This window comes from Halopiger thermotolerans (genome assembly GCF_054654555.1).
The window spans coordinates 701,942-720,153 of record NZ_BAAIEU010000004.1; the positions used below are offsets into that span (position 1 = coordinate 701,942).

Annotated in this window: 20 protein-coding genes; 14 read left to right on the forward strand and 6 right to left on the reverse strand. The window is 68.1% G+C overall.

From position 1 onward, the window contains the following. The first annotated feature begins 52 nt into the window (after positions 1-52). The 5 genes from ACYQ26_RS11115 to ACYQ26_RS11135 all read left to right on the forward strand — a co-directional run bounded on the left by ACYQ26_RS11115 (position 53) and on the right by ACYQ26_RS11135 (position 4,393). On the forward strand, positions 53-1,606 hold the full coding sequence (locus ACYQ26_RS11115) for a glutamate-cysteine ligase family protein (RefSeq protein ID WP_459808963.1): 1,554 nt from the start codon (positions 53-55) through the stop codon (positions 1,604-1,606). Positions 1,607-1,707: 101 nt separating this feature from the next. Then, the gene (gene cofD, locus ACYQ26_RS11120) at positions 1,708-2,700 is read left to right on the forward strand and encodes a 2-phospho-L-lactate transferase (protein ID WP_459808964.1); all 993 of its coding nucleotides are present in this window, start codon (positions 1,708-1,710) and stop codon (positions 2,698-2,700) included. A gap of 1 nt (position 2,701) precedes the next feature. After that, complete coding sequence (locus ACYQ26_RS11125; RefSeq protein ID WP_459808965.1) at positions 2,702-3,460, forward strand: tRNA-dihydrouridine synthase; 759 nt, start codon at positions 2,702-2,704, stop codon at positions 3,458-3,460. A gap of 117 nt (positions 3,461-3,577) precedes the next feature. Next, complete coding sequence (locus ACYQ26_RS11130; protein ID WP_459808966.1) at positions 3,578-3,985, forward strand: hypothetical protein; 408 nt, start codon at positions 3,578-3,580, stop codon at positions 3,983-3,985. Between the two features lie 84 nt (positions 3,986-4,069). Further along, positions 4,070-4,393, forward strand: a complete 324-nt coding sequence (locus ACYQ26_RS11135) for a ribbon-helix-helix protein (RefSeq protein ID WP_459808967.1) — start codon at positions 4,070-4,072, stop codon at positions 4,391-4,393. A gap of 16 nt (positions 4,394-4,409) precedes the next feature. Here ACYQ26_RS11135 and ACYQ26_RS11140 read toward each other — a convergent pair whose 3' ends face one another. The 3 genes from ACYQ26_RS11140 to ACYQ26_RS11150 form a co-directional block, all read right to left on the reverse strand. Further along, positions 4,410-4,898, reverse strand: a complete 489-nt coding sequence (locus ACYQ26_RS11140) for a response regulator (RefSeq protein ID WP_459808968.1) — start codon at positions 4,896-4,898, stop codon at positions 4,410-4,412. 385 nt (positions 4,899-5,283) lie between these two features. Beyond that, a complete protein-coding gene (gene han, locus ACYQ26_RS11145) occupies positions 5,284-7,188 on the reverse strand; it encodes a Hef-associated nuclease (protein ID WP_459808970.1) in 1,905 nt (634 codons plus the stop codon). A 132-nt stretch (positions 7,189-7,320) separates the two neighbouring features. Continuing rightward, a complete protein-coding gene (locus ACYQ26_RS11150; RefSeq protein WP_459808971.1) occupies positions 7,321-7,767 on the reverse strand; it encodes a universal stress protein in 447 nt (148 codons plus the stop codon). A 203-nt stretch (positions 7,768-7,970) separates the two neighbouring features. Here ACYQ26_RS11150 and ACYQ26_RS11155 point away from each other — a divergent pair, with 203 nt between their 5' ends. The 3 genes from ACYQ26_RS11155 to ACYQ26_RS11165 all read left to right on the forward strand — a co-directional run bounded on the left by ACYQ26_RS11155 (position 7,971) and on the right by ACYQ26_RS11165 (position 10,479). Continuing rightward, positions 7,971-9,338, forward strand: coding sequence for a GntP family permease (locus ACYQ26_RS11155; RefSeq protein ID WP_459808972.1), 1,368 nt, complete (start codon positions 7,971-7,973; stop codon positions 9,336-9,338). Positions 9,339-9,502: 164 nt separating this feature from the next. Next, positions 9,503-10,000 (forward strand): Mov34/MPN/PAD-1 family protein, encoded by a 498-nt coding sequence (locus tag ACYQ26_RS11160; protein ID WP_459808973.1) that lies wholly within the window; start codon positions 9,503-9,505, stop codon positions 9,998-10,000. After that, positions 9,997-10,479 (forward strand): FAD synthase family protein, encoded by a 483-nt coding sequence (locus tag ACYQ26_RS11165; RefSeq protein ID WP_459808974.1) that lies wholly within the window; start codon positions 9,997-9,999, stop codon positions 10,477-10,479. The genes ACYQ26_RS11160 and ACYQ26_RS11165 overlap by 4 nt, the downstream gene beginning before the upstream one ends. Positions 10,480-10,523: 44 nt before the next feature. Here the strand turns inward: ACYQ26_RS11165 and ACYQ26_RS11170 are convergent, their stop codons facing one another. From ACYQ26_RS11170 to mobA, 3 genes are all read right to left on the reverse strand, one after another. Continuing rightward, positions 10,524-10,682, reverse strand: a complete 159-nt coding sequence (locus ACYQ26_RS11170; protein WP_170155505.1) for a hypothetical protein — start codon at positions 10,680-10,682, stop codon at positions 10,524-10,526. A 169-nt stretch (positions 10,683-10,851) separates the two neighbouring features. Continuing rightward, complete coding sequence (gene ilvD / locus ACYQ26_RS11175; RefSeq protein WP_459808975.1) at positions 10,852-12,579, reverse strand: dihydroxy-acid dehydratase; 1,728 nt, start codon at positions 12,577-12,579, stop codon at positions 10,852-10,854. A gap of 138 nt (positions 12,580-12,717) precedes the next feature. Continuing rightward, positions 12,718-13,338, reverse strand: coding sequence for a molybdenum cofactor guanylyltransferase (mobA, locus tag ACYQ26_RS11180; protein WP_459810744.1), 621 nt, complete (start codon positions 13,336-13,338; stop codon positions 12,718-12,720). Between the two features lie 311 nt (positions 13,339-13,649). Here mobA and ACYQ26_RS11185 point away from each other — a divergent pair, with 311 nt between their 5' ends. The 6 genes from ACYQ26_RS11185 (at position 13,650) to ACYQ26_RS11210 (ending at position 18,093) form a co-directional block, all read left to right on the forward strand. Further along, the gene (locus tag ACYQ26_RS11185; protein WP_459808976.1) at positions 13,650-13,976 is read left to right on the forward strand and encodes a hypothetical protein; all 327 of its coding nucleotides are present in this window, start codon (positions 13,650-13,652) and stop codon (positions 13,974-13,976) included. A 194-nt stretch (positions 13,977-14,170) separates the two neighbouring features. Beyond that, complete coding sequence (locus ACYQ26_RS11190; RefSeq protein WP_459808977.1) at positions 14,171-15,193, forward strand: beta-ribofuranosylaminobenzene 5'-phosphate synthase family protein; 1,023 nt, start codon at positions 14,171-14,173, stop codon at positions 15,191-15,193. Positions 15,194-15,279: 86 nt separating this feature from the next. Continuing rightward, positions 15,280-16,116, forward strand: coding sequence for an RAD55 family ATPase (locus tag ACYQ26_RS11195; RefSeq protein ID WP_459808978.1), 837 nt, complete (start codon positions 15,280-15,282; stop codon positions 16,114-16,116). An 86-nt stretch (positions 16,117-16,202) separates the two neighbouring features. After that, entirely contained in the window at positions 16,203-17,051 is an 849-nt protein-coding gene (locus tag ACYQ26_RS11200; protein ID WP_459808979.1) for a hypothetical protein, read from the forward strand. After that, positions 17,048-17,674 (forward strand): DUF8135 domain-containing protein, encoded by a 627-nt coding sequence (locus ACYQ26_RS11205; RefSeq protein ID WP_459808980.1) that lies wholly within the window; start codon positions 17,048-17,050, stop codon positions 17,672-17,674. The genes ACYQ26_RS11200 and ACYQ26_RS11205 overlap by 4 nt, the downstream gene beginning before the upstream one ends. Positions 17,675-17,769: 95 nt before the next feature. Continuing rightward, entirely contained in the window at positions 17,770-18,093 is a 324-nt protein-coding gene (locus tag ACYQ26_RS11210) for a transcription factor S (protein WP_459808981.1), read from the forward strand. Positions 18,094-18,212: the final 119 nt, after the last annotated feature.

Below are 18,212 nucleotides of genomic sequence, written 5' to 3' on the forward strand. Positions count from 1 at the left end.
TATTCGAGGGGCTGCTTTAAAGGCAGTTGCGGCCGCACTCTCAGGTAGACCAATGCCCGAGGAGGAACTCGCGGACCGGGTCGCCGACGTGCTTTCGGTCGACGCCGAGGCGTACCAAGCGCAGGCCGCGGCCGACGCCGAAGTCATCAAGGAGGGGGTCGAGAACGGCGTCTTCGACAACCCGCAGGCGATCGTCGGCCTCGAGTACGAGTTCTACGCGGTCAAGGACGACGACTGCGCGCTCCGGCGGGTGCCCCGGCGGCTGCTCGAACTGATCGGGTTCGAGAAGGAACTGGGGCTGCACAACGCGGAGATGACGACCAGCCCGCAGCCGTTAAACGCCGACGGGATCGTCGCCCAGGAGTCGGAGGTCAAGTCCCGGCTGCGGACGGCGCTGACCGTCTCCGAGTCGGAGGGGATGCGGCTGGTCAGCGACGGGCTCTGGACGATCCCGCCGGAGGGCGAGGACGCGGCGACGTACCTGACCGACAGCGTCGAGCGGACGGCGACCGCCGAGGACGGCAGCGAGCGCGCGATCCGCGTCGCGACGAACATGAGCGACTCGGCGCGCTACCACGCGATGGCCAACACCGATCAGGCTCAGGCCGCGGGGATGCGAATCGAGGCGCCCCACGTCTCCCTGCAGGCCGACACCGTCATGCCAGAGAGCCTCATCACGTCGATCCAGCCCCACTACCAGGTCCCCCACGCGCCCGACCTCCCGGACTACTTCAACTACGCACTGCGGATCGCGGGCCCGCTGCTCGCGCTCGGGGTCAACTCGCCGTTCTTCCCGCCGGACCTCTACGACGAGGACGCGACCGCCGAGGAGATCCTCGAAGACGGCTGGATGGAACACCGGATCAGCGTCTTCGAGACCGTCCTGAACGACCCCACCACCGGCGAGGGGAAGGTGCGGTTCCCCCGCGATATAGAGACCGTCGAGGAGGCGATCGATCGGATCGCGGGCGACGACACGATCGTCCCCATGCCCGTCGACGAGGGCGAGCGGTTCGACGACCAGTTCCCTCACTTCCGGCGGAAACACGGCACTTACTGGCGGTGGGTCCGTCCGGTCTTCGGTGGGCCGACTCGCTCGGCGGCCAACGCCCGCATCGAGTTCCGCCCGATCCCCGCCCAGCCCACGGTTCGGGACGGCACTGCCTTCCTCGCGGCCTTCGCCGGCCTGCTCCAGAGTCTCACCCGCCTCGAGCACCCCGTCCGCGAACTCGACTGGCCGGTCGCTCGCGAGAACTTCTACGCCGCGATGGTCGACGGCCTCGAGGCCGATCTCACCTGGATCACCAACGACGGCAAGGAGACGACCGACCGGCTCGAGCTCTACCGGGACCTGCTGGCCCACGCCGAGGACGGCCTGACGAACCGCGGGCTGAACGAGGAGGAGGCCGCGAAGTACCTCTATCCGCTCCGGCGGCGGGTCCGCCAGGAGGTGACGCCGGCGAGTTGGAAGCGCGAGCAGGTCCGCGACGAACTCGAGGACGGCGCGAGCCTTGACGAGGCGATCACGACGATGCAGCGACGCTACGTCGACCGCCAGCGCGAGACGCTGCTCGAGGGGAGCTTCGCGGACTGGATCGGCGACTGAGTCCGAGTGCAGGCCGGTCCGGGCCGGATCCGCACGGCCGACGAGCGGCCGCTCGCGAACAGCCAAAAGCGATTAAGTAGCCACGCTCGAGAGTGTAGCGTATGGTAACCTTCCTCTCCGGGGGCACCGGGACGCCGAAGTTGTTAGACGGCGCTGGGGCCGTGTTTTCGCCGGAGGAGACGACGATCGTCGCTAACACGGGCGACGACATCGAGATCGGCGGCCTGTTCGTGTCGCCGGACGTCGACACGCTGCTCTTTCAGGGCGGGGGCGTCCTCGATCGCGAGACGTGGTGGGGGATCGAGGGCGACACGCACCGGACGAACGCGGCGCTGATGGAGCTCGCCGACGCCGCGGACCTCCCCGAGGGGCCGCAGTACCTCCCCGAGGACCGGCAGACGGCGGGGCGGGACATCGCGAACTGGCGGCGCTTCTCCGGGATCGCCGAGTTCATGACGATCGGCGACCGCGACCGGGCCGTCCACATCACGCGCACGAGCCTCCTCGATCAGGGGTATACGCTGAGCGAGGCCACCGAGCGCCTCGCCGACGCCTTCGATCTCTCCGTCGACCTCCTCCCGATGAGCGACGACCCCGTCGCCAGCCTCGTCCACACCGACGAGGGGATGATGCACTTCCAGGAGTACTGGGTCGGCCGCCGCGGCGATCCCGACGTCGAGAACGTCGAGTTCCGCGGCTCCTCGACCGCCGAGCCCGCGCCCGGCGTCCTCGAGGCGCTCGAGGACACGGTCGTCATCGGCCCGTCGAACCCGGTCACCAGCATCGGCCCGATGCTGGCGCTGCCGGGGGTCGCGGACGCGCTCGCACAGACGCCGGTCGTCGCGGTGTCGCCGTTCCTCGGCGACGAGGCCTTCTCCGGCCCGGCTGAGGACCTCATGGAAGCGGTCAACGCCGAGCCGAGCACTGAGGGGCTGGCGACCGCGTACCCCTTCGCCGACGCCTACATCGTCGACGAGGGCGACGACGTCGAGTTCGACCGGCCGACGATCCAGACGGACATCCGCATCGACTCGCCCCAGGACGCGACGCGCGTCGCTCGGGCGATCGAGCAGGCGATCGAGATCGTCAGTTAGCATGTCTGAACTCCCCTTCGACCCGCCGCTCGCCCTCGCCAGCCTCAGCGGCGAGGCCGACGCCGAGTGGGCCCGCACCGGCGCCGAGTACGCCGGCGCCGCCTTCCTGGGCGGTATCGCCCTCGACGAGGAGTCGCGGGCCGCTGCGCGCGAGCTCGTCGCCCGCGACCGGACCGAGTTCCTGCCGCCCGAGCCGCTCGCCTTTATCGACCGCCAGCTCGCCGCCCTCGAGGATACCCCGATCCAGCCGGGGTTCAACGTCCGGAGCGCGACCCGCGAGCCGATCGCCGACGCGGCACGGGTCTGTCGCGACCGGGAGGCGCTGCTCGAGATCAACGCCCACTGCCGGCAGGACGAACTGTGTGCGGTCGGCTGCGGCGAAACCCTCCTGCGGGACGCCGATCGGCTCGCCGACTACGTCGCGACGGCCGCCGAGACCGGCGCGACCGTCGGCGTCAAGGTCCGCGCCGAGGTGCCGGGCGTCGACCTGCCGGCGCTCTCCCGGCGACTCGAGGACGCGGGCGCGGCCTTCGTCCACGTCGACACGATGGACACCGAATCGGTGGTCGCCGACGTTACCGACGCGACCGACCTGTTCGTGATCGCCAACAACGGCGTCCGCGACGACGAGACCGTCCGCGAGTACGTCGACTACGGCGCGGACGCCGTCAGCGTCGGCCGGCCCAGCGACAACCCGGCGGTGCTCGAGCGCGTCCGTTCGGCGGTGGATCGGCGGCTCGGGGTCGAAGCGCGTCCCTGAGTTCGCTCGGATTCTCCTTATCACGGTCTCGGATGCAGTCGATACAGCCGGTAACTACTTCGAATAATATCAAATCGGCAACAACTGTTTTAGGGACTGCGTCGCTCTGTCCAGAGGATGTCGACGGAACTCATCGAACGAACCGACGAGTACACGATCGAACTGGACGAGGAGCAGGGCGTTCCGATTTTCACGTACAACGACTTCGTCTCGGGTGAGGAACTCCGGGAGATCGCCCGCACGTGGGCGGACTTCATCGCATCCGAAGGCGCCGACCGGTACGTCGTCAACACCGAATCAATCTCCGCGCACGACGACGCGGACAAGCGGTGGCTCGCCGAGACGTGGCTCCCGAACCTGATCGAGCAGGGCGTCCGCTACGGCGCCGGCGTCTACGCCGACTCGGCGATCGCGAGCATGGACATGGAGGAGATCGAAGGCCAGTTGAACGCGATCGATCCCGACTTCGAGTACCGCATCTTCGGCTCGGACGACGACGCGCTCGAGTGGCTGGCGGCGCAGTAAGCCGCGAGTACGGCGTTCTCGACGACCGGTTCGACGGCTGCCCGAGAGGAAAGGCCTAACCAGCGGGCTCGCTTGCATCCGAGCATGAGCCTCGACGATCTCAACGAGGAGATTCAGGCATCGTACTCCGAGTTCGGCGACGAGCTGTCGATCGACCTCGACCGCGAGACCCGAAACGAACTCGCGCTGCTCGAGACCGCCTTGGATCCCGAGGAGACGGACGAACTCGTCCGCCGGGCGATCCACATGCTCTTTCAGTCGACCGTCGAGACGGGGAACCTCGATTTCCACCTGCGCTCGGCCTACGACGTCACGTACGACGAGTATCTCTCGGGCATGACCTTCGACGAGATGACCGGCGCCGATCAGTATCCGACGATGGACGACGAGCGGCGGTACCAGTTCTAGCTCTGCCCGGCGTTTCTCACTCGGTCGATCCCATTTGGGGCGGTAGTCGAGCGGCCGCGAACCAGAACCTGACGAGCAATCGCATCGTCTCGACGAACTCGTCCGCGGTCCCGTCCTCGCGGTCGTCCGCCGGGAGTTCGACGACCGCGTTCGCCCGCCGATCGTAGGCGCGACGAACCGCCGCTTTGGACGCGGTTTCCGGGAGAAAGACGACGAGCGGAATCCGCGCGAGCTCCGGCTCGGCGGCGATCGTCTCGAGGACGGAGTCGCCCTCCAGCAGGGTCGAGGGATCAGTTCGGAGGACGACCAGCCCCGGGACGGGGGCGTCCTCGTACGCGCCTCGCTGCCGGAGGAAGTCCAGACACGCGGATTCCTCGCGGACGACGTGCAGCGTGACGTCGTCCCGCTCGGCCTCGAAGGCGCGTTTCGTCCGCTCGATCCGGTCGCTCGAGGACTCGACGAGTAACACGTCCGGCGGCTCGGTGGGATCGTCGCGGTCGATCATCGTTGGCGTCCGTTCTGCAGAGCGCGGTGGCGGGTCGTCACCGGGACACGTCGGCTGCGTCGTCGGCCGTCCGGAGCGAGATCCGAATTCGGACCCGAACCCGGATCCACAGCCGAACTCGCCGTCCGTCGCTCGAGTCTCGAGCGCTTCGGACTGGGACCCGGACCCGGACTCGGATTCGGCGTTCGGGCCGCTACTTGTCGACCGACCCGTGTAATCCTTCGCACTGCATACCGAGCGGTGCGGGCGGACCCTGCCGACGGCGTTCGTATTCGCGTTCGTCGCATCGTCACCGACACGCCCGATAGAACACCGACGCGACGGGGGATTCGACGCGTCCGGTCGGCTCTCGAGAGCCGGTTTCGGCCGCGGTTCGACGGGACACTCAGTCGTCGATCGGCGCGGCGCTCGAGAGCGCCTCGTCGAGTTCGGCGTCTTCCATCTTCTCGACTAAGGCCTCGATCACTTCCTCGCGCTTGCCCTTGACGAACTTGATCGAGCCGACGACGAGGTGGCCGCCGCCGGAGACGCCGCCGCCGGGGACCTCCTCCTCGAGTTCCGAGACCATCTGCGGGATGTCCAGGCGGACGCCGTCGGAGCGCAGGACGGCGAAGTCCGGCCCGTAGCCGACCGTGATGACCGGGTCGCCGGTCTCCTCGATCTTGCGGTCGTGGATCTCGCCCGTCGTCTTGCCCGGTGCGGGGTAGGTAAAGCGGTGGGCGTAGTTCTCGACGTCGATCCGGTAGAGGTGTGCGCCGTTATCGAGCTCCTCGTGCTCGAGGTGGGGCGTCGCGGCCGCGAGTTGTTCGTCGACCTCCTCGCGGGCGCGCTCGGCGAAGAAGTCAACGAGCTTGCGGTGGCGCTGCTCGTCGTCGCTGTCGATCTGGAGCAGGTCCTGAATCAGCTGATCGCCGGAGTTGTAGCGCAGCCAGAAGGCGGCGTAATCCAGGGCCTCGCTGACGTCCTGCAGGCGCTGTTCGTCGTACCCCTCCTCGGCGGCCAGCGCGAGGTAGTCCTCCATCGCGTCGGCCTTCGAGCGGTCCGAGAGGCCGGCGACGGCGGGGACGTGGCGCAGCTGGTCGGTCAGGTCGGGGTAGATCATCCGCGCGAGTTCGACGCAGAGCATCCCCGTCGTGATCCGGTAGTCCTCGTCGTGGAGGTAGGGGTTGACGTGGGCGTCGAGCAGGTCGCCGACCGCGTCGGGGTCGGGGTGGTGGTGATCGATCGCGACGATCGGGATGTCGTAGTGGGCCAGCGTCTCGTAGGCCGGGACGTCCTCGGCCGTCGAGCCGTTGTCCAGCATGAGCAGGAGGGGAAGCTGCTGGCCGTGTTTCTCGCGGTCCTCTAAGGCGAAGTTGAGGTCCCGCGTGGCGTCTTCCATCTCGTAGAACGGCGCCTTCGCGGGCAGGCGCTTGATGAGGTGTCGCGGCGCGTCCTCGTCCTCGTGGACCTCGGCGATGAACCGCTCGAGGGCGATCTGGACGGGGACGGCGGCGCACATCCCGTCGCCGTCGGCGTGATGGCGCACGCGGATCGGGCGCCCCTCGAGGACGGTGCGGCGGAGTCGCTTCGCGACCTCCTCGAGGTCGGGGCGGAGCTTCTCGAAGGCGGGCCAGTCGATCAGGGGCTCGACCTCGTGGGGCTCGGCGCGCTCCTCGAGGGCGATTTCGATGCGCTCGCGGGCGTCCTCGGCGTCTCGGCCCTCGAGTTTCGAGAGGCCGTCGACCTCGATCTGGACGGAGCCCTCGCGGTGTTCGGGGGTGCCGGTGACGCGGACGACGTCGCCGACCTCGACCTGCGGGTAGGCACGGACACCGGCCTCCTCGAAGGCCGCGCAGGGGACGACGCCGTACTCGTCGGCGACGTGGAAGATGGTCGGGCCGCCGGTCTGTTTGACCTGGACGACCTCGCCCTCGAGGTGGATCTGCTCGCCGACGTTGGCCTCGAGGCGGTCGGTGCCCGTCAGCGCGTAGTCGTGGGGGACCTCCCGGAGGGTGTAGTCGTCGACGTCGACGGGCTCGAAGGCCATGTCGCCGTTGTCGCGGACGCTCTCGAGTTCGACGACGAGTTCGTCGCCGACGGCGTAGGTGCCCTCGAGGACAGATTCGTGGACGAGACCGGAGACGGATTCGGAGAGATCGACGAAGACGCCGTAATCGACGATGCCGTTGATTTCGGCGAGATAGGGCTGGTTCTTCTCGAGATCGTCTGCGGTGCAATCTGCATCGAGATCGTAGACGACGGAATCCCCGTCGTCCGCGCCGGGTTCTCCGGCGGACGCTTGTGTCATCTTGATACGTCGTTTGGGGGTGGCCGCGTATAACCCTTGTCAAGAAGGGCCGGGTACGGCGCGAGAAGCGGATGTAATCGACTGCGAATACCAACGGTGTTCGCTGCTTCGGCTTGGATGCCGGGCTCTCCGTTACTCCGTGAGGACGGTCACGGGTCCATCGAACTCGAGCAACACCTGCTGGGTCGCATCGCCGAACAGCGCCTTGCCCGTCGGCGAGCGCTCACGACCCGGGAGGTAGACGTGGTCGCAGTCACGTTCCGCGGCGGCCTCGAGGATAGCGTCGGCCTTCTCCCCGACGTAGCCGGCCGTCTCGTACTCGACGTCGAACTCGGACAGCACGTCCTCTGCGAGGTCGCGTGCGAACCGTCGTGCGCCCTCGCGTGCGTCGTCGGTCGTGTACGTGCCGCCCGAACTCGCGATCGACGACATCGCCTGCTTGCGTGCGGCGTACTCCTCGTCAGTCGTCGCATGGATCAGGACGACGGTCGCGTCGTCGGCTTCGGCGAGCGATCCTGCCATTCGTGCGAGTTCCGTGGCCGCTTCCGTCGGTTCGGCGACGACGAGTGCTCGGTCCATGTCTGATCCTGTGATTGCAAATACGTAAATACATATGGGTATTAGTTAGTGATATTCAAAATATATAACTGATATTCGGAATCTATAACGAATATTTTCGAATCGTTGTCCCAATACCATAAAATATACCAATTGTTCCTTGGGAACGTAGCTGGTGAACTATGTACATACCGCTACAGGGAGTTGAGTTCGCTCACAGTCCGATGTTGACGTTTCTCGTCGGACTGGTCGTCGTCGTAGCACTGCTCGTCTGGCTGGATTTCCCGGCGTTCATCGGGTTGATCCTCGCCGCCTTCACCGTCGGCCTGGTCAACGCGGTCTTCGTGCCGGACTTCGGGCCGGCCGAAGCCGCGACGCGGGTCGCGGAGGCGTTCGGTAACGGGATGGCGGGTATCGGTATTCCGATCCTCGCCGCCGCCGTCATCGGCAAATCGATGCTCGAGAGCGGCGCTGCCCAGCGCATCGTCCGCGGCTTCCAGAACCTGCTCGGGAAGGACAACTCCGACATCGCGCTGCTCGGTAGCAGTTCCGTGCTCGCGATTCCGGTCTTCTTCGACAGCGTATTCTACCTCATGGCGCCGCTCGCCCGATCGATGCGTGCCCGCGTCGGCCGCGACTACACGCTCTTCCTCGTCGTCGTCGGGGCCGGTGCGGCGACCGCGCACGTCTTCGTGCCGCCGACGCCCGGCCCGCTGGCCGTCGCGTCCGAAGTCGGCAGCGACCTGGGCGTGACGATCCTCATCGGTCTGATAACGGCGGTTCCGGCCGTGACCGTCGCCGGCCTCGTCTACGGCCGCTGGATCAACGCCCGGCTCGACATCCCGCTTCGCGACTCCATGGCGACGACCACCGAGGAACTGCAGGAAGTCGCCGAACGACCGACGAGTTCGCTGCCCGGCCTGCTCGCGTCGTTCGCGCCGATTCTGGTCGCCGTCGGTCTCATCGGCGCCTACACCGTCGTCGACTCGTTCCAGGAGGTCTTCCCGCCGCTCGGCCTGATCGAGCCGGTCGTCGTCTTCGTCGGCGATAAGAACGTCGCGCTGATGCTCGCCGCCATCGTCGCCGCCTACGTCCTGTACAGCCACAACGAGATGAGCTCGAGCGAGTGGAGCGAGGAGCTGACCGAGGCCCTGAAAAGCGGCGGTAACATCGCCGCGATCACGGCCGCCGGTGGGGCCTTCGGTGCGATGCTCGCCGCCTCCGGGATCGGCGATTACCTGGCGGACGCGCTTCAGGAGGTCGGCATCGGCCTGCTGATCACCGCCTGGCTCATCGCCGCGATCGTCCGGATCGCGCAGGGGTCGGCGACCGCCGCGATGCTCACTGCGGCCGGGATCATGGCCCCGCTCACGGGACAGCTCTCGGTCAACGCCGCGTACCTCGTCATGGCCATCGGGGCCGGCGGCAACATCTGCTCGTGGTACAACGACTCCGGCTTCTGGCTCGTCAAGGAGATCGGCGGTCTCACGCAGGTCGAGACGCTGAAGACCTGGACCGTCCTGACGACTCTCATCTCCGTGACGGGACTGATTACGACCGTCGTCGTCTCGTCGCTGTTCCCGCTCGCGTAGCGCGGACGACCCCGACGCTCGAGCGCGTCGGTTCCGGTTTCGTTCTTTTTGCGCAGTTCGCCCGGAGCAGCCGCCTCGAGCGCCGCGTCCACGCCGCCGACCCGCAGACCGCGCGGAGTCGGCGCATCGGAACGTTTAGCAACCGCAAGCCCGGACGTGGTGACATGGGGCTGCTCGACGCGCTGTTTCGCTCGAACGAGATCCTCGGCATCGCCGAGGAGACCCTCGAGTTCGCCATCGAGTCCTCGGAGGCGGCCCACCCCAACGAGTACATGGGCTTTCTGCGCGGGACCGAAGCCGATCAGTTGGGGCTGGACCGCGACGGGCTCGTCATCACGGATATCCTGGTGATTCCGGGCACCGAGTCCAACAGCGTCAGCGCGACCGTCAAGACGAATCAGATCCCGAACGACGTGAAGGCGTTGGGCAGCGTCCACTCCCACCCGAACGGCGTCCTGCGGCCCAGCGACGCGGACCTGGGGACGTTCGGCCGCGGCACCGTCCACATCATCGTCGGCGCACCGTACCGTCGGACGGACTGGAAGGCCTTCGATTCCCAGGGGCGACCGACGTCCCTGAACGTGATCGACGTCGATCTCCCCGAGACCGAGGAGTTCTTCGACTTCACGCAGGCTGACATCGACGAGGAGTTGCGAGGATGACGGCGGACGACGCGACGGCCGATGACGAACGCGGCTACGGCAACGAGGGCGCCACCCGCACTGTCATCGCCCAGGGCACCTTCGACATCCTCCACCCCGGCCACGTCCACTACCTCGAGGAGGCCGCGGCGATGGGCGACGAACTGATCGTCATCGTCGCCCGGAAGGCCAACGTCGATCACAAGGAGAAGCCGATCTGTCCCGCCACGCAGCGCCGGGACGTCGTCGACGCGCTCGAGGCCGTCGACGAGGCTATGTTGGGTCACGAGGAGGACATCTTCGTTCCGATCGAGGAGATCGATCCCGACGTGATCGCGCTGGGCCACGACCAGCACCACGACGAGGCCGCCATCGAGGCCGAACTCGAGCGCCGGGGGATCGACTGTACGGTCGAGCGCGCGAGCGGCCGCGAACCCGGCGAGGCGGAACTGCTCTCGACGCGTCACATCATCGATCGAATTCTGGAACGGCGGGGGTAAGGACGGATAGTCGATGGCAACCGTCGCGACGCGTTTCCGAGCGCTTAGTTCTCGATGATCGCCGCCGGCGGCGGCAGGCGCAGCGAGTCGACCGTGTGACCTGTCTCGACGAAGTGCTCGATCGCCTTCTCGGACACCTCTTTCTCGCTGTACCCCTCCGACGTGCTGATCTGCCACTCGCACTCGAGACAGTACTTACACATTCGATTCTCTACTGGCCCTCCGTGGTATGGCATCGAAAGGGTCATGCAGGAAATCGAAGGGACGCGTTCGTCCTCGAGCCACGGCATCTTCGCCGAAGAAACCGTCGTACGACGTCTATACCGTGATTCGAGACGGACCGACGCAGCGGCCGACCGCGACCGGGCGTAACTACTCCCGTTTAACGCCGGGGTTGGTCACCGCGCCGTTGGCCGCCGAGCCGAAGTCGCGGCCGTACTTCGCCAGCACGCCGGTCGTGTACTGGGGCTCGGGCAGGTCGCGTTCCTCGAGCCGCCGCTCGATCTCCTCGTCCGTGAGGTCGACGGAGAGCTCGAGGTCGTCGATGTCGATCCTGACGGTGTCGCCGTCCTCGAGGGCGGCGATGGGCCCGCCGACGGCGGCCTCCGGGGCGACGTGGCCGATGGAGAACCCGCGGGTCGCGCCGGAGAACCGGCCGTCGGTAAAGAGCGCGACGTCCTCGGCGTGGCCCTGGCCGGCGACGGCCGAGGTGACCCCGAGCATCTCGCGCATGCCGGGACCGCCGCGCGGGCCCTCGTTGCGGATGCCGATGACGTCGCCGCTCTCGACGCGACCGTCCTGAACGTACTTCATGGCGTCCTCCTCGTTCTCGAAGATGCGGACCGGGCCCTCGTGCTCGAGGTGGTCCTCGCCGGTGATCTTGATGACGGCGCCCTCGGGCGCGAGGTTGCCGGTGAGGATGCGGATGGCGCCCCGCTCGTGGATCGGGTCGTCGACCGTGTGCAGGAAGTCGACGTCCAGGTCCTCGATGGCCGGCGGATCGACGCGCTCGAGCGCCTCGGCGAGCGTCTCGCCGGTCACGGTCAGCGCGTCGCCGTGGAGCAGGTCGGCCTCGAGCAACTCGCGGAGGACGACCGGGATGCCGCCGACCTCGTGGATGTCGTTCATCACCTTCTCGCCGCCGGGCTGGAGGTCGGCGATCTTGGGCGTGCGGGCGCTGATCTCGTTGAAGTCCTTGATGTCGAGGTCGACGCCGGCCTCGGCGGCCATCGCCAGCAGGTGGAGCACGGCGTTGGTCGAGCCGCCGACCGCCACCTGCAGCGCGATGGCGTTCTCGAAGGAGTCCTTCGAGAGGAAATCGGAGGGTTTGCGCTGCTCTCGGACGGCCTCGACGGCCAGTTCGCCGCTCTCGCGGGCGACCTCGTAGCGCTCCTCGTCCTCGGCGGGCGGCGAGGAGGAGCCAAGCGGCGCGAAGCCGATGGTCTCGGAGATCGAGGCCATCGTGTTGGCGGTGAACATCCCGCCGCAGGAGCCGGCGCCGGGGCAGGCGTTGCGCTCCATCTCGTCGAGTTCTGCTTCGTCCATGTCGCCGTCGGCGACGGCGCCGACGCCCTCGAAGACGTTCTGAATCGTGATCTCGCGGCCCTCGTGCTCACCAGGCATGATCGAGCCGCCGTAGAGGAAGACCGACGGGAGGTCGGTCCGGATCGCGGCCATCATCATCCCGGGCATGTTCTTGTCGCAGCCGCCGATCGTGACCAGTCCGTCCATGCGCTCGCCGAAGGAGACGAGCTCGACGGAGTCGGCGATGAGTTCCCGCGAGATGAGGGAGGCCTTCATCCCCTCGGTCCCCATCGAGATGGCGTCGGAGATGGTGATGGTGCCGAACTCGATGGGCATGCCGCCGGCCTCGTCGACGCCCTCGAGGGCGGCCTCGGCCACGTCGTCGAGATGGACGTTACACGGCGTGATGTCCGCGGCGGGGTTCGGGACGCCGATCATCGGCGCGCCGAAGTCCTCGTCGTCGAACCCCATCGCCCGGAACATCGCGCGGTGGGGGGCCTTGTCGGGCCCCTCCGTCACCTCGCGGCTCCGGAGGTTCTCGTCCTTTCCGTAGTCGAACTCGTCGTCGCTGCTCATGGTCGGTTCTTGTATCCCGCAAGTATAAACACCCAGTTCTCGGCCGATTATTCCGCACGGAACTGTCCGGGCGAACATGTTCGACCGTAACCTGGGGATAGTCGTTCGCGCCGGTTACGCGAGTCGACCGATGACCGCCTACTCGAGGCGCGCCGCGGCGTCCTCGAGCGCCTCCCTGGTGTCGACGCTCTCGAACGTCGCGTCGTCGACCCCGGCGTCTTCGAGGACGTCCTCCGCGACGGTCACGTAGTCGACCCGCTCGAGGGCGGCGACGATCCGCTTGTCGTCGGACTCGAGGGTCGCCGCACACGCTTTCGCCATCGGCTCGGTCCGGTAGACCGCCTGGGTCGTCTGGTACCAGCCGTCCTCGAGTCGGACGACGGCGCCGTCGGCGTCCGCGTCGCGAGCGCGCCCGTAGAGACGTTCGAGCAGGTCGGGATCGACAAAGGGCATGTCGCAGGCGACGACGGCCGCGAACTCGCGGCCGTAGGTCTCGCCGACCGCCTCGAGGCCAGTGGCGATGCCGGCGACCGGCCCCCGATCCTCGACGGGATCGAGCGCGAACTCGATCGTCGGGGTCGCGCCCTCGAGGGCGGTCGCGATGGCGTCGCGCTGGTCCGCGCGACAGTTGACGACGACCGCGTCGGTGACGGCGGCGAGCCGGTCGACCACGCGGCGGATCATCGGCGTTCCGGCGAGGTCCGCGACCGCCTTGTCCTCGTCGCCGAAGCGGGTCGAGTAGCCGCCGGCGATGACCAGCCCCGCGAGGTCCGGCGCCGGTGCCGGCTCCGACTCCGGCTCGAGAGCCGCGTCGGCGTCCGCGTTCGAACCCGAACTCGAGTTCGCGGTCGGACCCGAATCCGGTCGGGAGCGATCGGGAGGTGACACGCCTCGAGATAGTACCGAGGCGGCCATAATACTGGTGTTGACGCGGCGCCGACGGCTGCGGATAGCGCATCCAGTTCGAATCTGAATATCAGGTAATTTTATACGCTCTCGGGGCTAATTCGTCCGATCCTACCGTTCTTCGAGGAAGAAAGCTTATACCGCACCGTTCGACTCATCGAACCATGGCACGCGACGCTTCGGTACGCAGCCAGACAGCATCGAGCGACTCACCACTCCCGAACCTCGTGACCATCGTCGGTCGCGGCGTCCCCTCGAAGTTCGAGATCGCCGTCGACGGCGAGATCGAGATGGTCGCCGACGATCCGGTCGCGGAAGCCACGATCGTCTCCGAGAACGTCGCCGAGGGCGCGATCGACGTCGGCGTCCAGCGGTTCCGCTTCTCCGGCGAGATGGCCAACGTCCACGTCGTCGACTGGAACGGCGTTCCCGCACCCGAATCCTCGAGTACGCCGAACGTCCACGTCGACTACAACGTTTCCGAGCGATAACGTCGCTCTTCTCCGGGTAGGTGCCTCGGTTTCTCGCGATATTCCTCGTCTTCGTCCCGCCTTCTCGAGTCGCGACGCTCCCCGTCGTGATCCGCCGTCGCGTCTCTCGCGGACCGGTAGCCTCCGCCACCGTCGTCAGGCGTTGCCAGCGCCGAAACCCCCTTGCGGGGGGCGCTCCTACCCCGACGATATCGATGTCGAACGCGACGACCGGCGCCCCGTCGGACCCCGAACCCACCGCTGCGACCGTCAGCGCGGGCGCCCGGCTCCACGTCGGCTTCCAGAACCTCTCGCTTGCCCGCGAGCGCCTCTACGGCGGGATCGGCGTCGGCCTCGAGGAGCCCCGCGTCACCGTCACCGCCGAACCCGCCGAGGGCGTCGCGAGCGACGACCCGCTCGGCCGGGAGTACGCCGCCCGCGCCGTCGAGATCCTCGACGTGCCCGGCGTCGACCTCGCGGTCGAGGAGCGGCTCCCCCGCCACGTCGGCCTCGGCAGCGGCACCCAGCTCGCGCTGGCGGTGCTCGCGGCGACGGCGCGGGCCTACGGCCTCGAGGCCCGCCCTCGAGAGCGCGCGCCGGCGATGGGCCGGGGCGGCCGCAGCGGCGTCGGGGTCGCGACCTTCGAGGGCGGCGGATTCGTCGTCGACGCCGGCCATCCGACGAACCGCTTTACGACGGAGCCGCCCGCGGAGGGCGACTGGACGGTGCCGCCGGCCGTCGCCCGCCACGCCCTCCCCGAAGACTGGCGATTCCTCGTCGTCGTTCCCGACGCCGAACCCGGCCGCTGCGGCGAGAGCGAGGACGAGAGCATGCGCGCGGTGGTCGAACGGGCCGACCCGGCCGTCGCCGACGAGATCGCCGGCGTCGTCACCCGGAAGCTGCTGCCCGCGGCCGCCGCGGGCCGCCTCGAGGCCTTCGGCGAGGCGGTCGCCGAAATCGGTCGGAAGAACGGCGCGTGGTACGCCGATGCGCAGGGCGGGGTCTTCCGCCCGCCGGCCGGCGAACTCGTCGAGGCGCTCGAGGACTGTCCCGTCCTCTCGGGCATCGGCCAGTCGTCGTGGGGGCCGGTCGTCTACGGGGTGACCGACCGCCGGCACGCCGACGAGGCCGCCGCGGCGGCCGAGGACGCGCTCGCCGAGCGGGGCCTCGAGGGGGAGGTGCTGCTGCCCCGCGCCGCGACGGACGGGGCGACGATTCGGACGGCGGACGATCGCTGACGCGGTCGTCGCGGGCACCGTCGCCGAGATACCGCTGCGCGCTCGAGGCCGCAGAGTAAAAGGTCGCGTGCGCCGACGGTGCGGGTATGGAACGGATGCCGCTGGGCGTCGCGCGCCTCGACCGGATGATCGGCGGCGGCGCGCCGGCCGGCAGCGTCGTGTTGCTCGCCGGCGAATCGGGCGCCGGCGCGCGGGAGTTCGCCTACACGAGCGCCGTCATGAACGGCCTCGCCGAGCGGGGCGCCGACCAGTTCGACCTCCACTACGGCGACCTCGAGGACGGCGCGACGCTGCCCGAGGGTATCCACTACATTTCGTTTACGGACGAGCGGACGGCGGTCGCCGGCGAGATGTCGTTCGTCATGGAATCGGACCTCGTCGAGGCGGGGATGGCCGCCGTCGAGTTCGTCGAACTGGCCGAGGAGTACTTCCAGCTGACGCCGGTGCCCACCGAGTGGTACGCCGAGCGCACGGCCGACATCACGCAACTGGGATCGCAGACCGAACGCGACGACGTCCTCGACGCCTTCGGCGGCTACCTGACCGAACACGCCGCGGGGAACCTCGTGATCGTCGACTCCGTGACGGACCTGATCGCGGCGGCCGACGACCGGCTCGGCTGGGCCGAGCTGACCGTCCTTCTGAAGGGGCTCGCCCGGGCTTCCCACCGCTGGGGCGGCGTCATCCTCCTGCTGGTCAACTCCGAACTCCTCGAGCCGACGCAACTGGGCCGGCTCAAGGAGGCGACCGACGGAACCCTGCTGTTCGAGTGGGAGAGCGGCGGCTCCGAGCGCGCCCGGACGCTGGTCGTCGAGCAGTTCCGCGGCGTCCTCTCGCGGCTCGAGGACGAGAACATCGTCCGGTTCGAGACCGAGATCGGCGACGCGGGCTTCGACATCAGCAACGTCCGAAAGATCCGCTGAGGTCCCGTCCGGGACCGAGATCGGCCACTGCGGGCGGTCGCCGTCGGCAACAACCCTTATGCACCGACCCTCGCTAGCTACAGTAGATGGAGAGCGAGGACGACCAGGGGGACGTCTCGTTCGCGCTCCCGGCCGACGTCGACGACTGGGTGACCGACACGGCCGCGGACCGCGACGAATCGCCCGCCGACGTCTGTCGGCGCGTCGTCGCGGCGGCCCACGCCGCCGCGACTGAGGGGGAGGACGCCGAACCGGCCGATCGCGAGGACCTCGAGGAGCTCCGGGGTGAACTCGAGGCCCAGCGCGAGGAGTTCCGCGACCTCCTCGAGGACGTCCGCTCGCGGGTGATCCAGGTCAAACGCGAGACCGACGCGAAGGCGCCCGCCGAGCACGACCACGAGGAGTACGAGGCCGACGTATCGTCGCTTCGCGCGGATCTCGAGGACCTCGAGGAGACCGTCGACGCCGGCTTCGAGAACTTCGAGGAGGTCCTCGAGTACCTCTTAGAGCGGACCGACCGCCTCGAGGAGCGCTCGACGGTGCTCGCGAAGGCGGCCGTTGACCTCCGGGATCACTGGGACGCGTTCGCCGAGCGTGAGCGCCGCCGGGCGGCGGCCGACCGGCTCAAGACCGCGGCCAACCGCCTGGGAGTTCGGACCGCAAACTGCGAGGATTGCGGCTCGAGCGTCGACGTCGCACTGTTGACTGCACCCGAGTGTCCCCACTGCGCGAGCCCGTTCGCCGACGTCGCCGAGAAGCAGTCGTTTTTCGGCTCGCCGACGCTCGAGACCGGCGAGCCGCCGGCGCTCGAGGGCCGAGCCGAGCGCGCGACGGAATCGACGGCCGAGGACGTCTTCGCGGCGATCGAATCGAACGCCGAGACCGCCGCCGAAACGGAGCGCGACCGCGCGCTGCCGTTCGACACCGACGCATGAGCGACGGATCCGACTCGAACTCGAGCGACGACCCCCGGAACGGTGAGCGCGACCAGGACCTCGAGCGCGGGACGGCCGTAGACTACGACGAATTCGACGCGCTTCCGGGTCCTGAACGGGCCGGCTCGGAATTCGAAGCCGACGGCGCGCCGGACCCGGACGCTGGCACTGACGTGGACGCGAGCGCACCCCAAGACCGCGAATCTGGCGCGCGAGCCCGCAACTCGGCCTCGAGTCGCGAGTCGACCGCCGATCGTGCCGGGCCGCTCGGCGACCTCGCCGCCGCCGTCGACGACCGGTCGACGGAAACGGATCGCGACGGGACGGACGACGCCTTCGACGACCTGTTCGAACGCGAGGACGTCACCGAACTCGACCCCGACCGGCTCTGGGAGCGCCTCGAGGAAGACGACCCGCTCGCCGACCAGTACGCGGACGACCGCGAGATCCGCGAGATCGACAAGCACGAGTACTGTCACCGGTGCGAGCACTTCGCCGACCCGCCGGCGGTCGGCTGCACACGCGAAGGGACCGACATCCTCGAACTGACGACCCTCGATACGTTCCGGGTCGCGGACTGTCCGGTCGTCCTCGAGGACGAGGACCTCGAGCGCCGGTACTAATCCTCGGTCGGCCACAGCGGCCTCGAGGCGTCCCTCGAGCCGTCGTCGGGACGGGAATACGAGGTGTTTTTGCGCTCGATGTCCTACCTGCGGGTATGCAGTTTTGCGACGACTGCGGCTCGATGATGAAAGCCGACGGCGACCGCATGGTCTGTACGAGCTGCGGCGCCGAGACGGAACGGGACCGCGAGCAGGAGGACGCGTTCGTCACGACCGAGTCTCAGACGGACGACGACGTGATCGAGTCGGACGAGAACGCGAACTTCGAGGGGAAGCCGAAGGCGACGGACGTCGTCTGCGAGGAGTGCGGGAATCAGGAAGCCTGGTACACGCTCAAACAGACCGCGTCGGCCGACGAACCGCCGACGCGCTTCTTCAAATGTACCGAGTGCGGGAAGAAGTGGCGCGGCTACAATTGATCGCAATCACACGCACCCCCGCGTAAGAGACGAATCCGGGGCGTCGGAGACCGGTCTATCGGAACGGTCCCCGACCGACGGTGTACCTATGAGTCGCGACGAAACGGAGTCACGGAGCT

Bases quoted from the DNA above. Each gene is read 5' to 3' on its own strand.
- ACYQ26_RS11160 (WP_459808973.1), top strand. From the start codon at position 9,503: ATGGGGCTGCTCGACGCGCTGTTTCGCTCGAACGAGATCCTCGGCATC.
- cofD (WP_459808964.1), top strand. From the start codon at position 1,708: ATGGTAACCTTCCTCTCCGGGGGCACCGGGACGCCGAAGTTGTTAGAC.
- ACYQ26_RS11115 (WP_459808963.1), top strand. From the start codon at position 53: ATGCCCGAGGAGGAACTCGCGGACCGGGTCGCCGACGTGCTTTCGGTC.
- ACYQ26_RS11185 (WP_459808976.1), top strand. From the start codon at position 13,650: ATGGCACGCGACGCTTCGGTACGCAGCCAGACAGCATCGAGCGACTCA.
- han (WP_459808970.1), bottom strand. From the start codon at position 7,188: ATGACACAAGCGTCCGCCGGAGAACCCGGCGCGGACGACGGGGATTCC.
- ACYQ26_RS11190 (WP_459808977.1), top strand. From the start codon at position 14,171: ATGTCGAACGCGACGACCGGCGCCCCGTCGGACCCCGAACCCACCGCT.
- ACYQ26_RS11165 (WP_459808974.1), top strand. From the start codon at position 9,997: ATGACGGCGGACGACGCGACGGCCGATGACGAACGCGGCTACGGCAAC.
- ACYQ26_RS11125 (WP_459808965.1), top strand. From the start codon at position 2,702: ATGTCTGAACTCCCCTTCGACCCGCCGCTCGCCCTCGCCAGCCTCAGC.
- ACYQ26_RS11205 (WP_459808980.1), top strand. From the start codon at position 17,048: ATGAGCGACGGATCCGACTCGAACTCGAGCGACGACCCCCGGAACGGT.
- ACYQ26_RS11140 (WP_459808968.1), bottom strand. From the start codon at position 4,898: ATGATCGACCGCGACGATCCCACCGAGCCGCCGGACGTGTTACTCGTC.
- ACYQ26_RS11200 (WP_459808979.1), top strand. From the start codon at position 16,203: ATGGAGAGCGAGGACGACCAGGGGGACGTCTCGTTCGCGCTCCCGGCC.
- ACYQ26_RS11170 (WP_170155505.1), bottom strand. From the start codon at position 10,682: ATGTGTAAGTACTGTCTCGAGTGCGAGTGGCAGATCAGCACGTCGGAG.
- ACYQ26_RS11155 (WP_459808972.1), top strand. From the start codon at position 7,971: ATGTTGACGTTTCTCGTCGGACTGGTCGTCGTCGTAGCACTGCTCGTC.
- ACYQ26_RS11210 (WP_459808981.1), top strand. From the start codon at position 17,770: ATGCAGTTTTGCGACGACTGCGGCTCGATGATGAAAGCCGACGGCGAC.
- ilvD (WP_459808975.1), bottom strand. From the start codon at position 12,579: ATGAGCAGCGACGACGAGTTCGACTACGGAAAGGACGAGAACCTCCGG.
- ACYQ26_RS11130 (WP_459808966.1), top strand. From the start codon at position 3,578: ATGTCGACGGAACTCATCGAACGAACCGACGAGTACACGATCGAACTG.
- ACYQ26_RS11135 (WP_459808967.1), top strand. From the start codon at position 4,070: ATGAGCCTCGACGATCTCAACGAGGAGATTCAGGCATCGTACTCCGAG.
- ACYQ26_RS11195 (WP_459808978.1), top strand. From the start codon at position 15,280: ATGGAACGGATGCCGCTGGGCGTCGCGCGCCTCGACCGGATGATCGGC.
- ACYQ26_RS11150 (WP_459808971.1), bottom strand. From the start codon at position 7,767: ATGGACCGAGCACTCGTCGTCGCCGAACCGACGGAAGCGGCCACGGAA.